Consider the following 15,688-nt stretch of genomic DNA (forward strand, 5'->3'; position numbering starts at 1 on the left):
ACCACAGGCTAGCTGCTTGCGATCTGCAACGGCGGCCAACCAGAAGCAGCCATACTGACTGCCATGGCAGACAAGGGCGACGGCCGGCGACGGCAAGCACCGGCACGGCAACGCATCAGGACGTTGACCCATGCCGCGTTGAACGCCGACGCCACCGTCGAGCAAGTGGAGGCGATCCTCGCCGACCTCGGACAGACCCTGGCCGACCTGGACGCGTCGACGAGCAGCCTGGACATAACTCTCGAGCGGTTCAACGCCACCATCACCCGCATCGACGAGTTGGCGCCTCGACTCTTCGGCGTGGTCGACCGCCTCGAAGCCATCGTCGGCCGGGTCGAACGGATCGTCAGCGTCGGCGAATCCGTGGTGGCGCCGTTGGCGGCGACCGAAAGTGCGGTGCGGGGCGCGCTCAACGCAGTGCGCAAGAGCGCCGGTCTGTAGAGAGCGACGTGCCAGGACCACTCGAGGTCCTTCCGGTCGCCGACGGCGTCGGCCTGCCGTGGGACGTCCCGGTTGACGACGCGGTGGCCGCGGTGGCGGCTGCGCGCGCCCGCTACGGAGACTCGTTCGTGGTGCGCAGTGGAAGTCAAAGTGCGGGTGGGGGCCACGATTACCTCTTCACGTTCTCCCCGACCGGCGTCGAGTCGTTCTACGCGCTGCCCGAGGAGTCGGCCAGCAAGGGTGTCGCCGACTACCTGATGTTGCGGCGCAAGCTGCCCGACGAGGTGTTCGCGGGTCGGCGACTGCTGCCGGGCGCACTGTTCCGCCGCGACGACGTCTCGTCCTACCTGGCGCATCTCGACCACGCGCTCGACGCCACCGAAGCCGAACTGGGTAAGCGGGGATCGGTGGACTTGTTCGCGCTGACCCGGCGACTGGGCCATCGGATGGGGTTGGCGTCGTGGGCGGGTCCGGGGTGTGCCGACGGAGAGGCCTTCGAGCGAATGGTTCGCGCGTTCGACGTCCTCGACGGATCGGACGCATTCGTGCACCCCGATGCGATGGCGGCCGTCGCCGCGTCGGGCAAACGGGCCGAGCGGGCGGCGCTCGACGAGGTGGCCGACGTCGTCGGAGCGGCTGTGCGCCAAGTGGATTCGGGCACGGACTCCGACGACGGGCTGTTCGGCCGGATCGTCGCGGCGTGGGAGGCGGAGCCGGAGCAGGTCCGCGTCCGCGGCATCGCCATGGACGTCGCGCTGATTCACATCGCCTCGATGTCGAACCTGATGGCCGCCCTGGGCTGGGCGCTGGTGGACCTCGTCGAACACCCCGCCGCGGCGCGCCTCGTCGCCGCCGGTGACGCCGACCTCGCCCAGCGCTGTGCGCTCGAGAGCACCCGGTTGGCGCAACGTTCGATCATGGCCAGGTCCGTGCTGGAAACGGTCGCCTTCGACACCGGGGCGGGCGTCGTCGACGTGCCGGCAGGGTGGACGATCGCCACGCTGCTGCCGTTGCTGAACACCTCGGCGGCTCCCGGTCTGGGACTCTGGAATCCCGACCGCTGGCATCGGCACCGGTTGGCCGACGCGTCCGCGCTGGCGTCGCCGTTGCTGGTGACCGCCTTCGGGCACGGCAGGCACTCGTGCCCGGCACAGCCGTTCTCACTGGCCGCGATGACCACGGCGATGATCCGCCTGCTCCACCGCTACGACCTGACGCCTGGATGGGACCGATATCCGCGTCCGGTGCCCGCGCAGATCGGTGGCGTCGCCCGTTCCGCGGACATTTGTCGGGTCGACTACCGCACGCGGTGATCCTGGGTATCGTCGATTGGTGGCCACGCACGACGAACCGACGGGGTCGTCCCTGTCCGATCTCGACCTACGGGTCCGCGCGCTCGAAACCGTACTGACGCAGAAGAACTACGTCACCTCCGAGGCGCTCGACGCCATCGTCGAAGCCCACGAGACCCGGATCGGTCCGCACATCGGCGCCCGGGCCGTGGCACGCGCCTGGGTCGACGCCGACTACCGGGAAGCCCTGCTGGCCGACGCGACCACCGCCGTCGCCGAGTTCGCCGACGACGGTCACGTCGGCGAGCTGCTGATCGCCGTGGAGAACACCCCGGAAGTTCACAACGTGGTGGTGTGCACGCTGTGCTCCTGCTATCCGTGGGACGTCCTCGGCCTGCCGCCGACCTGGTACAAGTCGTTTGCCTACCGGTCGCGGACCGTCAAGCAACCTCGCGCAGTACTTGCGGAGTTCGGCTTGCGGCTGGACCCGAACGTCGCTGTGCGCGTGTGGGATTCGACGGCCGAGACGCGCTACCTGGTGGTGCCCATGCGGCCCGCGGGCACCGAGGACTTCGACGAGACTCGGCTCGCCGCCCTGGTGGACAGGGACAGCATGATCGGCGTCCGGGTGCCGACGTCGCCCGGCGGGCCGAGCTGATGGACGGCATCCACGACCTCGGCGGCATGGACGGCTTCGGCCCCGTGGCCACGGAGCTCGACGAACCCCGATTTCACCACCGGTGGGAGGGCCGGGCGTTCGCGGCGAGCATGACGATGGGCGCCGCCGGCGTCTGGAACATCGACGTGGGTCGATACGGAATCGAGCGCCTCGCACCGGTGGTCTACCTGTCCAGCTCGTATTACGAGCGGTGGCTACGGCGACTCGAGCTGCTGCTCGTCGAATACGGCCTCGTCGACCAGGCCGAGCTGACCAACGGGCAGTCGACCACCACCGGACGTGAGCTGCCACGCGGCGCGTTCACCGTGGCGCGAGTGCCCGCCGTGCGACAGCGTGGCTCGTTCACCCGCGAACCGCAGGCGCCGCGGCGATTCGACGTCGGCCAACGGGTCCGGACCCGCAACGACCATCCGCTCTCCCACACCCGCCTGCCGCGGTACGTGCGCGGGCGGCTCGGCGTCGTCGAACGGGTGCACGGTGCGCACGTCTTCCCCGACGCCGTCGTCACCGGTGCTGGCGAAGATCCGCAATGGCTGTACACCGTTCGGTTCGACGGCACGGAACTGTGGGGTGAGGACGCCGAACCAGGAACCACCGTGTCCGTCGACGCATTCGAGCCGTATCTCGAGGACGCCCGGTGACCGAGCCGGCCTTCGGGGCGCCGTGGCAGGCGCGTGCCTTCGCCATGGTGCTCGCCCTGCAGGACGCCGGCGTGGTGACGGCGGGCGAATGGGCCGACGCCCTCGGAGCGCAGATCAGGCGCGCTGAGACGGACGGCGACCCCGACGACTACTACGGCCACTGGCTGGCGGCGTTGGAGCAACTCGTCGTCGGCAAGGACCTTGCGTCCGACGAGGCGCTGTCGAGCAACCGGGAGGCCTGGGCGGTGGCAGCCCGCCGGACGCCGCACGGCGCACCGATCGAACTGGGTTAGCCGCTGTTGCGCAGAGCGGTCGCCAACCCGCTCATGGTGAGCAGGATCCCCCGTTTGACCAGTTCGTCCTCGTCGCCGGAGCGGTACCGGCGCAGCAGCTCGACCTGCAGGTGGTTGAGCGGTTCGAGGTAGGGGAAGCGGTTGAACACCGAGCGTGCCAGCGCCGGGTTGTCGGCCAGCAGATCGTCCTGGCCGGTGATGGCCCGCAACATCGCGATGCTTCTGTCGTGCTCGGCGACGATCTTATCGAACACCCTGTGCCGCAACGCTTCGTCGTCGACCAACTCGGAGTACCTGGCCGCCAGGCCCATGTCGGCCTTGGCAAGTACCTGCGCCATGTTGGACAGCACCGAGCGGAAGAACGGCCACTTCTCGTAGAGGTCGCGGAGCACCGCGAGCCGGGCCTCCTCGTCGCCGTCGGCGATGAACTCCTCGAACGCCGTGCCGGTGCCGTACCAACCGGGCAGCATCACCCGCGACTGACTCCAGGCCAGCACCCACGGGATCGCCCGAAGGTCGGAGATGGCCGTGGTCGGCTTGCGGGAGGCGGGGCGGCTGCCGATGTTGAGGGCGCCGATCTCGCTGACCGGGGTCGACGCCTTGAAGTAGTCGACGAAACCCGGTGTCTCGTGCACCAATTCGGAGTACGCCCGCTGTGCGCGCGCGGCGAGATCGTCGAGCACCTCGTAGGCGTCCTTGGCAAGTCCCCCGAGCCCCTCGGTGTCGAGCAGCGTCGACTCCAGTGTCGCGGCGAGCAGGGTCTCGAGGTTGCGGTGCGCGATGGTCGGTTCGGCGTACTTGGCGGCGATCACCTCACCCTGCTCGGTGATGCGCAACGAGCCCTTCACCGCGCCGGGAGGTTGCGCGAGGATCGCGTCGTAGCTCGGCCCGCCACCACGGCCGACGGTGCCACCACGACCGTGGAAGAGCCGCAGGCGAATTCCGGTCTTGCGGGCTGATTCGACGAGGTCCAGCTCGGCACGGTAGAGCGCCCAGTTCGCGGCCAGGTAGCCGCCGTCCTTGTTCGAATCCGAGTAGCCCAGCATCACCTCCTGCTGCTCGCCACGCGCGTGCACCAACGCCCGGTACAGCGGGATGTCGAGCACCGCCTCGAGTATCGACGATCCGCGTTGCAGGTCGTCGATGGTCTCGAAGAGTGGCACCACTCCCACGGGGCTGTACGGCTCCTCCCCCGAGGCGTCCAGCAGGCCCGCCTCCTTCAGGAAGACCGCCGCCTCGAGCATGTCCGACACCGACTGGCACATCGAGATGATGTAGTTCGGCACCGCCTGCGGACCGAACGTCCGGACCGCCCGTGCCGCCGCGGCCGTGATGTCCAATTCCTTGCGGGCCAGCTCGGAGAGCTCGGCACCGGGGCTCACCAGCGGGCGACGGGTCGCCAGCTCGGCGGTCAACACGTCCACCCGGTCGGCCTCCGACAGCGAGCGGTAGTCGGGGTGTACGCCGGCCCATGCCAGCAGTTCGGCCATCACCTCTTCGTGCACGTCGGAGTTCTGGCGAAGGTCCAGACCGGAGAGGTGAAAACCGAAGACGTGCACGGCTTCCCGCAGGCGCGCGAGGCGGTCGTCGGCCAGCAAGGCGCTGCCGTTGGCGCGCAGCGACGCGTCGACGACGTCGAGGTCGGCCAGGAACTGCTCGGGCGTCTCGTAGCGCTCCATGCCGAGGTCGAGCTGATGCTCGGGCTGGCGGTCCAGGATTGCCGCCGCCGTCGCCGTCAACCGGCCGTGGATCACCCGAAGGGCGCGGCGGTAGGGCTCGTCGGCGCGGGCCGGTTCGCCGCAGGTGTCGGCGAGCGCCTTCAACTCGTCGCTGATGCGCACCAGGCGCACCGACATCGACAGCTCCTCCTCCAGGGAGGTCAGCTCCTCGAGGTAGTGCGCCAAGGCGGTGTAGGCGGCGCTGCCGGTGGCCAGCCGGACCACCTCGCCGGTGACGTTCGGGTTGCCGTCGCGGTCGCCGCCGATCCACGAGCCGGGACGCAGGATCGGCTGCTCCAGCACGTGCGCGTCGGGCCAGCGGGCCTGCAGCGCGGTGCGCACCTCGGCGTTGACCTGAGGGATGACCTCGAAGAGGGCCGCCGGGTAGTACCGAAGGCCGGTCTCGATCTCGTCCTGAATCTTCAACCGCGACAGGCGAATCAGGGCCGTCTGCCACAGCACCAGGACATTGCGGCGCAGTTCCTGGTCGATGCTGCGGCCGTCGTCGGTGCGGGTCTGGCCGTGCATGCGCTGGCGCATCAGCTCGGTGATGCGGTGCTGGGTGTCGAACACCGTCCGACGGCGCGTCTCGGTGGGGTGCGCGGTGATGACCGGCGACACCAACGCGCCGGTGAGCGCGTCGGCGACCGTCTCGGAGTCCAGCTTGGCCGATTCCAGCTTGAGGTAGGTGGCGGCCAGGCTGCTGTTCTGCGGCGGCTCACCCGCGTCGACGTGGACGGCGCGGCGCCGTTCCCGGTGGATGTCCTCGGCGACGTTGGCCAGCAGGGCGAAGTGGGTGAAGGCCCGGATGACGGGGATCGCCTCCTGCACGTCGACGCCGTCGAACAGGCTGGCCAGATCGGAGCGGTCGATCTCGGACCGCCGTACCTGGAAGGCGCCGACGCGAGCCCGCTCCACGAGGTCGAAGACGTGGTCGCCGTTCTGTTCACGCACGGTGTCGCCGAGGATGCTGCCCAGCAGGCGGATGTCCTCACGCATCGGTTCGGTGGCCTCACGACCGACCTGGGTTCGGCGCACCGAGCCGATGGGTGCGAGGGCAGTGTCGGGAGCGTCGGCCATGACGACAAGTATCGACGTACCGCGAACCGGGCGCAGTCCGAGCCCCGCGTCGCCGTGCCGTTCCCGCCCCGACCTGCCCGGGCGTGCGGCAAGATCGCCACGTGGCGGCGCATCAGACGATCTTCCCGGCCCGTCGGATCATCACGATGGACCCCGACCGGCCCGACGCCACGGCGGTGGCGGTCGCCGGAGACCGGGTCGCCGCCGTCGGGTCGCCGGAGACGCTGAGCGGTGCGGGGGTCGTCGACGACCGGTTCGCCGACGCCGTCCTGCTGCCCGGGCTGATCGACCAGCACCTGCATCCCGTGCTTGGCGCCACCACCCTGATGACCGACGTCATCGCCCCCGAGGACTGGGACCTCCCCGGACGGCGGTGCCCCGCCGCGGCCACCGAACGGGAGTATCGCTCGCGACTGGCCGACGCCGAGCGAGCCGTCGTCGACCCTCGGGCATGGCTGATCTCCTGGGGATATCACCGGCTGTGGCACGGCCCCCTGGACCGCAGCGTGCTCGACGCGATCAGCCGCACCCGGCCGATCGCGGTGTGGCAGCGCAGTTGTCACGAGTGGTTCCTCAACTCGGCGGCCGTCGACGTCCTCGGCATCACGGCCGACGACATGTCCGGGCACGGGTCGGCCAGCGACATGGTCGACGTCGCCGCCGGCCACTGGTGGGAGACGGGCATGAACCTGCTGCTGCCGAGGCTGGCACCGCACTTCATGCCGCCGGACCGCGTCGCCGCCGGGTTGCGACAGATGGTGGCCTACCTGCGGGCAAACGGCGTGACCGCCTTCAACGAGCCCGGCATCATGTGGGACGTGGAGCCGTGGCAGCTCTACCTCGACGTCCTCGGCGACCGCGACACCCCGTTGCTCTCGACGTTCCTCGTCGACGCCCGCAGTCAGGCGGACGCGGGGATGGATCCCGCCGACGCGGTCGCCGACGCCGAGCGACAGGTCGCGCGCGCGAGCGAGGGCAAGGTCCGGCTGCTGCCCAAGCAGGTCAAGCTGTTCGCCGACGGCGCGATCATCAGCCAGCTCATGCAGATGCGCGAGCCGTACCTCGACGACGAAGGCCACCCCGATCCGTGTCACCACGGCGAGTGGATGATGCAGCCGGAGGTGTTCAGGGCCTTTGCGGCAGCGTATTGGAATGCCAACTGGCAGTTGCACGTCCACGTCAACGGCGACGCCGCACTCGACCTGGTGCTCGACACCGTCGAGGAGTGCATGGCCCGGCATCCCCGCAGCGACCATCGCACCGTGATCGTGCACTTCGCCAACTCCACCGAGGAGCAGGTCGACCGGATCGCCCGGGTCGGCGCCATCGTGTCGGCAAACCCCTACTACCCCGTCGGGTTCGCCGACAAGTACGCCGCCCACGGTCTTGGCGCGGCCCGCGCCGACGCGATGGTGCGGTCGGCGTCGGTCCTGCGCCGCGGCATCCCCCTGTCCTTCCACTCCGATCTGCCGATGGGTCCGGCCGACCCGTTGACCCTGGCGTGGTGCGCGGTCAACCGCCGGACGCCCAGCGGTCGCGTCGCCGGGCCCGAGCAGCGCATCTCGGTGCACGACGCCCTGCGCGCGGTGACCGTCGAGGCCGCGTACTCGTGGCGGATGGAGGACAACCTCGGCAGCATCTCCGTCGGCAAGCTCGCCACCTTCACCGTGCTAGGTGAGGACCCGTATTCGGTGAATCCGGAGCGGCTCAACGAGATTCCGGTTCTCGGTACGGTGTTCGAAGGTCGATGGTTCCCCAACGGCGGCTGATCCGGTAGCGTCGCGGCAGGCGTCCAGGGCGCCTCCGGTCCGCGGAAATGGGTTCAACCCACCTGGTGGCACGACCAATCAGGCCCGTCTCCTTTCGGCCCGACGCAGCGGACTTCGGGTGCGACGAAAGGAGGCCGCCATGGCCCCGTCCCTGCCCAACAATCCCTCCCTCGAGCGGTTCCGCCGCGACGCCCGCCGCCTCCAACGGGCGGTCCGCGGCAACGATCCCGAGGCGCTCACCCTGGTCTCGCGTCATCACCCCGCCGGGGCACCCGCCGATCCGGCGGCGTTCGCGTTGACCGCCGCGCAACACGTCGTCGCCCGTGCGGTCGGCTTCAGCAGTTGGCCCCGACTTCAGGCGTATCTGCGGACCGCCGAGCAGCTCCGCCGTGACCCGACGGTCACCGTCGACGACGATCCGCTCGCGCGGTTCCTGTCGCTGGCCTGCCTGACCTACTCCCAGGGCGACGGCCCAGCCAGGTGGGTGGCTGCCGATGAGATCTTGCGTGCCAACCCCGAGCTACCCGCGCGCAGCCTGCACGCCGCGGCGGCCGTCGGTGACGTCGTGGCCGTGCGACGCCACCTCGAGACCCACCCGCACGGAGCGACCGAGCAGGGCGGCCCGTTCGGCTGGACCGCGCTGTTACACCTCGCCGCGTCGCGGGTGCCGCAACGGGATCCGGTGGCGACGGCGCGGTTGCTCCTTGACGCGGGCGCGGATCCGAACGCGGGCTACCTCTGGCTCGGACTCCCGACACCGTTCACCGTGCTGACGCTGTGCTTCGGCGAGGGTGAGGCGGGGCCGGGACGCCAACCGCGGCATCCGGTCGGCGCCGAGCTGGCGGCGGAGCTGATCCACCGCGGCGCAGACCCCAACGATGCGCAGACGCTGTACAACCGAATGTTCTCCCGCGACGACGACCATCTGCGAATCCTGTTGCCCGCCGGCCTCGGTCGCGGGGATGGCGGGCCGTGGCACCGCCGACTCGGTGAGGCTTTGGAGACCCCGGCGGACATGGTGCAGCGGCAGGTCGACTGGGCGCGGGACCACGGTTTCACCGAACGGCTCGACCTGCTCGCCTCGTACGGATTCACCGCAGGGCGGCCGGTGAGCTCACCGTCGCCGTGGCGGGCGGAACCGTCGGAGCCGCCCATCGCCGGGGCGGGTACCCCCGCGGGCGTGCGCGCACTGGCGGCGGCAGGCGGTGACCTCGACGCCGACGTCGGCGGTCACACGATGCTGCACCACGCCGCCTGGATCGGCGACGTCGAATTGGTCGAGGCGCTACTGGAGTGCGGGGCGAATCCCGACGTGCGCGACACAGAACACGGCGCGACGCCGCTGGGCTGGGCCGAACACGGTCACGCCGAGAAGACGGCGAAGATTCTGCGGACTAGGAGCCGTACTTGATCTGGAGGGCGACCGCGACGATCGACACCAGCCAGATGGCGGTGATGAAGTAGGTCAGCCGGTCGAGGTTCTTCTCGACGACGGTGGATCCGGAGAGGCTGGACTGCACGCCGCCACCGAACAACGTCGACAAGCCGCCGCCCTTGGCCCGATGCAGAAGCACCAACAGGATCACCAGAACGCTGGTGACGACGAGGGTGATCTGCAGGGCGAAAATCATGGTCGCCAGAATACCGGCGACCCGTCGAATCGAGGAATCGGGGTCAGGCGACGGGTTCGGGGGCGGGTCAGGGCAACGGTCCGCCGGCGGCGATCGCCGACAGGATCGCGAACTGCTCGCCGTCCAGGGACGCTCCTCCGACGAGGGCACCGTCGACGTCGGCCTGTCCGACGATCTCGCCGACGTTCTTGGCGCTCACGGAGCCGCCGTAGAGCACCCGAACGGTGGCCGCAACGTCGACCGACGCCAGCTCGGCCAGTTCGATGCGGATCGCGGCGCAGACTTCCTGCGCGTCGGCGGCACTCGCCACCCGGCCGGTGCCGATCGCCCAGACCGGCTCGTAGGCGATGACGACGTTCGCGATCTGATCGGCCGAAAGCCCGGCGAGCGATCCGCGCAGCGAGGTGACGCAGTAGGAGACGTGCTCTCCCGCCTCACGGATCTCCAGTGCCTCACCGATGCAGATGATCGGCGTCAGCCCGTGCTTGAGGGCGGCGGCGGCCTTGGCGGCGACCAGGGCGTCGTCCTCGGCGTGGTACGTGCGGCGCTCCGAGTGGCCGACCACCGCGAACGTGCAGCCGAGCTTGGCCAGGAACGCGCCACTGATCTCACCGGTGTAGGCGCCCGAGTCGAACTTGGACACGTCCTGGGCCCCGTAGGTGAGCCGGAGCTTGTCGCCGTCGACGAGGGTCTGCACGCTGCGCAGATCCGTGAACGGCGGAATCACCGTCACGTCGACCTTGTCGAAGTACTTGTCCGGCAGTGAGAAGGCGATCTTCTGCACCAGGGCGATGGCCTCGAAGTGGTTGAGGTTCATCTTCCAGTTGCCGGCGATGAGCGGCTTGCGTGCCACGGATGTCTCCTAGTTTGCGAGGATCGAGATGCCGGGCAGCGTCTTGCCCTCGAGGTACTCCAGCGACGCACCGCCACCGGTGGAGATGTGCGAGAAGCCGTCCTCGGGCAGACCGAGCTGGCGCACGGCGGCGGCGGAGTCTCCCCCACCGACGACACTGAACGCGCCCTTGGCCGTCGCGCCGATGACTGCTTCGGCGACGCCCTTGGTGCCCGCGGCGAACTCCGGGAACTCGAAGACGCCCATCGGTCCGTTCCAGAACACGGTCTTGGCGTTGGACAGCAGGGCGGTGAATCGCTTCACCGACTCGGGCCCGATGTCGAGGCCCATCCGGTCGTCGGCGATGGCCGTCACGGCCACCGTCTCGGCCGGGGAGTCGGCGGAGAACTTCTCCGCGACGACGACGTCGACCGGGAGGTGGATGACGTCGCCGTAGTCCTCGAGCAGCTTCTTGCAGGTGTCGATCATCTCCGGCTGCAGCAGCGAGGTGCCTACTGAAATACCTTGTGCGGCAAGGAAGGTGAAGCACATGCCGCCGCCGATGACAATGCTGTCGGCCTTGGTGGCCAGGTTCTCGATGACGGCCAGCTTGTCGGAGACCTTCGAGCCGCCGAGCACCACCGCATATGGGCGTTGCGTCGAGCTGGTGAGTTGCTCGAGCACCTTGACCTCGGTGTCGACCAACAGTCCCGCGTAGTGCGGGAGGATCGTCGCGACGTCGTACACCGACGCCTGCTTGCGATGCACCACGCCAAATCCGTCGGAGACGAACGCACCGGGCGAACCGTCGGCCGCGCTGACCAGTTCGGCCAGCTCCTTGGCCAGCGCGAGCCGCTCGGCGTCGTCCTTGCTGGTCTCACGGGGGTCGAAGCGAATGTTCTCGACCATCAACACGTCACCGTCGGTAAGGCCTTCGGCGCGCGCGAGCGCATCGGAGCCGACGACGTCGCCAGCCAGCTGGACGTGCCTGCCCAATTCCGCACCGAGGGCCGCCGCGACGGGCGCCAACGAGAACTTGGGGTCGGGTCCGTCCTTCGGCCGCCCGAGGTGAGCGGTGACGACGACCTTGGCTCCGGCATCCGACAACGCCTTCAGCGTCGGGACGGAGGCGAGGATGCGACCGGGATCGGTGATCGTCCCCTCGTCGTCGAGCGGAACGTTCAGGTCGGAGCGCACCAGTACGCCCCGACCCTCGACCCCCTCGGCCAGCAGATCAGACAGTGACTTGATGGAGGTTGCGGAGGAAGAAGCCACGGACCCGGCTCTACAGCGACTTGCCGACCAGCGCGACCAGGTCAACCAGCCGGTTGGAGTAGCCCCACTCGTTGTCGTACCACGACACGACCTTGGCCTGGTTGTCGATGACCTTGGTCAGACCCGAATCGAAGATCGAGCTGTGCGGGTCGGTGACGATGTCGCTCGAGACGATCGGCGCGTCGTAGTACTTGAGGATGCCCTTCAAGCGGCCCTCGGCTGCTGCCTTCATGGCCGCGTTGATCTCGTCGGCGGTGGCCGACTTGGCCAGCTCCACGGTGAGGTCGGTGACCGAACCCGTGGGGATCGGTACGCGAAGGGCGTATCCGTCGAGCTTGCCCTTCAGCTCGGGCATGACCAGGCCGATCGCCTTGGCCGCGCCGGTGGAGGTCGGGACGATGTTCAGGGCGGCGGCGCGGGCGCGACGCAGGTCGCTGTGCGGTCCGTCCTGAAGGTTCTGGTCCTGGGTGTAGGCGTGAATCGTCGTCATCAGGCCCTTGACGATGCCGTACTCGTCGTGCAGGACCTTGGCCAGCGGGCCGAGGCAGTTCGTGGTGCACGAGGCGTTGGAGATGATGTTCTGGCTGCCGTCGTACTTGTCGTCGTTGACGCCCATGACGATGGTGATGTCGGGGTCGGTCGCCGGCGCGGAGATGATGACCTTCTTGGCTCCGGCGTCGAGATGCCCCTTCGCCTTGGCGGCGTTGGTGAAGATGCCGGTGGACTCGACGACGACGTCGACGCCCAGGTCGCCCCACGGAAGTTCGGCCGGACCGGCCTTGACCTCGAGCGCCTTGATCTTGGTGTCGCCGACGACGATGGTGTCGTCGCCTTCGAGGCTGACGTCGTAGGGCAGCCGGCCCAGGATCGAGTCGAACTTCAGAAGGTGCGCCAGCGTGGCGTTGTCGGTCAGGTCGTTGACCGCGATGATCTCGATGTCGACGTTGTTGCCGAGGGCCTTCTGCGCGTCCAGGGCCCTGAAGAAGTTGCGTCCGATTCGGCCGAAGCCGTTAACGCCTACCCGAACGGTCACTGTCGTGCTCCTTAGATCTCGAAGATGCTCCGGGACGTTGGCCCCGTCTCGTGCTCGGGGATCAGCCTAGTGGTGCGACCCTCCCGACGCGAAGGCTGGTCAGTGGGCGGCCAGACTCTGGTCTCGGTACGTCACCCGGCGCGTCGGCGACGCAAGCATCGACTTCGCTTGCTGCCGAGTCGATGTCGTGAGGGGCGAAGCAGCGGACCGCCGACGTACGCGCCCACCCGAAGGGCGTCCGTCGACTCACGGTAACTGCGGCGGCCGATTCGACCGAACCGCGGCGGTCGCGGGCGCGGAGCGGCTACGGTCCGTTAGCTCGAGTCGGAGGTTGAGATGTACGAGAGTTCCCACCGTCCCAGTTCGCACCGTCCGTCGGAGCGGTATCCGCGGATGCGGCTCGCGCTTGCCGCGGTCGTGGTGGCGGGGTTCTCCGCCGGAGCGCTGGGCAGCGTTGGCGTAGCCCAGGCCGACGAGGGGGCGTCCGGGTCCGCCGGGCCGTCCTCGTCTCAGCAGACCGACAAGCCGGACACCGGGTCGAACCCGAAGTCGAACCCGGCGTCGAACCCGAAGTCGAACCCGAAGTCGAACCCGAAGTCGAACCCAGAGTCCAAGCCGGCGTCCTCCACGAAACCGCCGTCCAGCCCGGCCAGCAGCCCGTCCGCGGCGGCGTCACACGACGACGCCGAACCCCCGGCGTCCAAGCCCGAGCAGCCCGATCCGACGCCAACCGTCGACGTCGAGCCGCCGGCACCCGAAGCAGCCACCGTCACCGCCGCCGTCCCGCGCGAACCCAACAAGCATGCCCAGCAGCCGAATACACCCGTGGTGCCGCGATCCGAGGTGTCCCGAACCGAACCGACGAAATCCGCCCCCACGCTGCGCAGTGTCCAGGCGCCGGTCCCTCCCACCCCGCAAACTCCCCCGGTCGCAGCCGTCCCGGTCGTGGCACCCAACCCCGCTCCGACCATCAAGCCGCGGGCCGACCTACAGCTCGCCGGGTTGGCGGTCGACGTCGCAACGGTGTCGGTGTCGGCGGTGCACACCGCCGCGACCATCGTCGCCCACGCCTTCGGCCCTTCCAGCTTCCTCGGCGTGCCCTACATGTTGGCGATGTCGGTGGCCAACGCCGCGGCCGCGGTCGGCCGGACCTTGGTCGGGGCACCGCTGTCACCCCCGGGCGGCCGGTTCACCGTCAACTACGGCCTCGTCGACGGGCTCGCGTTCTTCACGCCCACCAAGCCACCCGCCGGGGCCAACGACCCGTCGATCAAGGTGACGGCGGAGCATCCGCTGCCGGTCATCCTGCTCAACGGGACGACGGGGACCCAGGGCGTCAACTGGTCGGTCGGCGCACCGGTGCTGGCCAACGCCGGATACAAGGTCTTCACGTTCAACTACGGCAACACCACCGCCGAGCCGAACTTCCCGATCCAGGCCATGGGCGACATCCGCCAATCCGGCCTGGAACTCGCCGCGGAGGTGAACCGGGTACTCGAGCTGACCGGGGCCCCGAAGGTCATCCTGATCGGGCACTCGCAGGGCGGCGGCATCTTGCCGGTCTACTACCTCAACGAACTCGGCGGAGCCGACAAGGTCTCCCAGCTCATCGGCATCGCCCCGAGCAACCACGGCACCGACTTCAACCGCCTGAACGGGTTTCAGTCGATCCCGATCCTGGGTCCGCTGCTCGTCGGCATCGCCGACGCGATCGCACCCGCCCTGTTTCAACAGGGGGTGGGATCGGCATTTCAGCACGAGGTCTACGGCAACGGCGACACCCGACCGGGGGTGCTGTACACGACCATCTCGACGGTCAACGACGAGGTCGTCACGCCCTACACCCAGCAAGCCCTGACCGGACCGAACGTCACCAACGTCGTCCTGCAGGACTTGTACCCGGGACTCGTCCTCGGCCACGCCAACATCTACACCAGCCCGCAGGCGATGGCGGCGGTCCTCGACGCGCTCGCCGGCAACCGGGCAGCCAATCCGTTGGCGTATCCGGCGGCGGTCGCCGCCTAGGCGTCGTCGAGCAGATCCGGTGTCACGGCCGACTCCGTGTCGGGGATGCCGTCCTGCTTGGCCTTGCGGTCGGCCATCGACAGCAATCGCCGAATGCGGCCTGCCACCGCGTCTTTCGTCATCGGCGGCTCCGCGAGGCGACCCAATTCCTCGAGTGACGCCTGACGGTGTTCGACCCGCAACCTGCCCGCGTTGGACAGGTGGTCCGGAACGGTGTCGCCGAGGATGTTCAGTGCGCGTTCTACCCGGGCCGCGGCGGCAACCGCCGCCCTTGCCGAACGCCGCAGGTTCGCGTCGTCGAAGTTGGCGAGTCGGTTCGCGGTCGCCCGCACCTCACGGCGCAGGCGTCGCTCCTCCCAGGTGAGCCTGGTGTCCTGGGCGCCCATCCGCGTCAGCAGCGCACCAATGGCCTCGCCGTCGCGCACCACCACCCGGTCGCTGCCCCGCACTTCGCGAGCCTTCGCGCTGACGCCGAGCCGACGCGCCGCGCCGACGAGGGCCAGTGCCGCCTCCGGACCGGGGCAGCTGATCTCCAACGACGACGAACGGCCCGGCTCGGTGAGCGAGCCGTGCGCCAAAAATGCTCCACGCCAAGCGGCTTCGGCGTCACCGACGCTGCCGCCGACGACCTGGGCCGGCAACCCGCGCACCGGACGACCGCGCAGATCCAGCAGTCCGGTCTGACGCGCCAGCGCCTCCCCGTCCTGGGCCACGCGCACCACGTACCTGGTGCCCTTGCGGATGCCGCTGGCCGTCAGCACGTGCACGACGGCGTTGTAGCCGTAGAGGTCGTGGATGTCCTTGCGCAGGCGCCGCGCGATGACGCCGAGATCCACCTCGGCCTCGACCACCACGCGGCCCGCCACGATGTGGAGGCCACCGGCGAAGCGCAGAAGGGACGCCACCTCCGCACGTCGCGCGCTCACCGAGTTGATCACCAGTCGGCTGAGCTCGTCCTTGACCTCGGCTGTCATCGCCA

Annotated in this window: 14 protein-coding genes; 8 read left to right on the forward strand and 6 right to left on the reverse strand. The window is 69.2% G+C overall.

Annotated elements, in window-relative coordinates; all coding sequences use genetic code 11:
* The first annotated feature begins 63 nt into the window (after positions 1-63).
* The 5 genes from ASD37_RS03600 to ASD37_RS03620 are packed head-to-tail and all read left to right on the forward strand — an operon-like array spanning position 64 to position 3,346.
* Positions 64-441 carry a hypothetical protein gene (locus ASD37_RS03600; protein ID WP_056548156.1) on the forward strand — a complete coding sequence of 126 codons (378 nt, stop codon included), beginning with the start codon at positions 64-66 and terminating at the stop codon, positions 439-441.
* A gap of 8 nt (positions 442-449) precedes the next feature.
* On the forward strand, positions 450-1,754 hold the full coding sequence (locus tag ASD37_RS03605) for a cytochrome P450 (protein WP_056548158.1): 1,305 nt from the start codon (positions 450-452) through the stop codon (positions 1,752-1,754).
* 19 nt (positions 1,755-1,773) lie between these two features.
* On the forward strand, positions 1,774-2,391 hold the full coding sequence (gene nthA, locus ASD37_RS03610) for a nitrile hydratase subunit alpha (RefSeq protein WP_235567960.1): 618 nt from the start codon (positions 1,774-1,776) through the stop codon (positions 2,389-2,391).
* On the forward strand, positions 2,391-3,053 hold the full coding sequence (nthB, locus tag ASD37_RS03615) for a nitrile hydratase subunit beta (RefSeq protein WP_056548162.1): 663 nt from the start codon (positions 2,391-2,393) through the stop codon (positions 3,051-3,053). The genes nthA and nthB overlap by 1 nt, the downstream gene beginning before the upstream one ends.
* Complete coding sequence (locus ASD37_RS03620) at positions 3,050-3,346, forward strand: nitrile hydratase accessory protein (RefSeq protein ID WP_200959744.1); 297 nt, start codon at positions 3,050-3,052, stop codon at positions 3,344-3,346. The genes nthB and ASD37_RS03620 overlap by 4 nt, the downstream gene beginning before the upstream one ends.
* On the opposite strand, the gene ppc is transcribed toward ASD37_RS03620, so the two are convergent.
* Complete coding sequence (gene ppc / locus ASD37_RS03625) at positions 3,343-6,144, reverse strand: phosphoenolpyruvate carboxylase (protein WP_056548167.1); 2,802 nt, start codon at positions 6,142-6,144, stop codon at positions 3,343-3,345. The genes ASD37_RS03620 and ppc overlap by 4 nt on opposite strands.
* A gap of 101 nt (positions 6,145-6,245) precedes the next feature.
* Between ppc and ASD37_RS03630 the strand changes: the two genes are divergently transcribed.
* Together ASD37_RS03630 and ASD37_RS03635 are read left to right on the forward strand one after the other, a co-directional pair.
* Entirely contained in the window at positions 6,246-7,913 is a 1,668-nt protein-coding gene (locus ASD37_RS03630; RefSeq protein WP_056548169.1) for an amidohydrolase, read from the forward strand.
* A 139-nt stretch (positions 7,914-8,052) separates the two neighbouring features.
* On the forward strand, positions 8,053-9,324 hold the full coding sequence (locus ASD37_RS03635; protein ID WP_056548172.1) for an ankyrin repeat domain-containing protein: 1,272 nt from the start codon (positions 8,053-8,055) through the stop codon (positions 9,322-9,324).
* Here the strand turns inward: ASD37_RS03635 and secG are convergent.
* From secG to gap, 4 genes are all read right to left on the reverse strand, one after another.
* Positions 9,308-9,544 (reverse strand): preprotein translocase subunit SecG, encoded by a 237-nt coding sequence (gene secG, locus ASD37_RS03640; RefSeq protein WP_056548182.1) that lies wholly within the window; start codon positions 9,542-9,544, stop codon positions 9,308-9,310. The two genes, ASD37_RS03635 and secG, sit on opposite strands and share 17 nt — an antisense overlap.
* A 67-nt stretch (positions 9,545-9,611) precedes the next feature.
* Entirely contained in the window at positions 9,612-10,397 is a 786-nt protein-coding gene (gene tpiA / locus ASD37_RS32135; RefSeq protein WP_056548185.1) for a triose-phosphate isomerase, read from the reverse strand.
* A 9-nt stretch (positions 10,398-10,406) separates the two neighbouring features.
* Positions 10,407-11,651 carry a phosphoglycerate kinase gene (gene pgk, locus ASD37_RS32140; protein ID WP_056548186.1) on the reverse strand — a complete coding sequence of 415 codons (1,245 nt, stop codon included), beginning with the start codon at positions 11,649-11,651 and terminating at the stop codon, positions 10,407-10,409.
* Positions 11,652-11,661: 10 nt separating this feature from the next.
* Entirely contained in the window at positions 11,662-12,684 is a 1,023-nt protein-coding gene (gap, locus tag ASD37_RS03655) for a type I glyceraldehyde-3-phosphate dehydrogenase (RefSeq protein WP_056548188.1), read from the reverse strand.
* Positions 12,685-13,020: 336 nt separating this feature from the next.
* On the opposite strand from gap, the gene ASD37_RS03660 reads away from it, so the two are divergent.
* Complete coding sequence (locus tag ASD37_RS03660; RefSeq protein ID WP_056548190.1) at positions 13,021-14,709, forward strand: triacylglycerol lipase; 1,689 nt, start codon at positions 13,021-13,023, stop codon at positions 14,707-14,709.
* Here the strand turns inward: ASD37_RS03660 and whiA are convergent.
* Entirely contained in the window at positions 14,706-15,683 is a 978-nt protein-coding gene (gene whiA / locus ASD37_RS03665; protein WP_082569994.1) for a DNA-binding protein WhiA, read from the reverse strand. The genes ASD37_RS03660 and whiA overlap by 4 nt on opposite strands.
* Between the last annotated feature and the right edge of the window lie 5 nt (positions 15,684-15,688).

It is taken from the genome of Mycobacterium sp. Root135 (genome assembly GCF_001426545.1).
In the GTDB taxonomy this organism is placed as follows: Bacteria; Actinomycetota; Actinomycetes; order Mycobacteriales; family Mycobacteriaceae; genus Mycobacterium.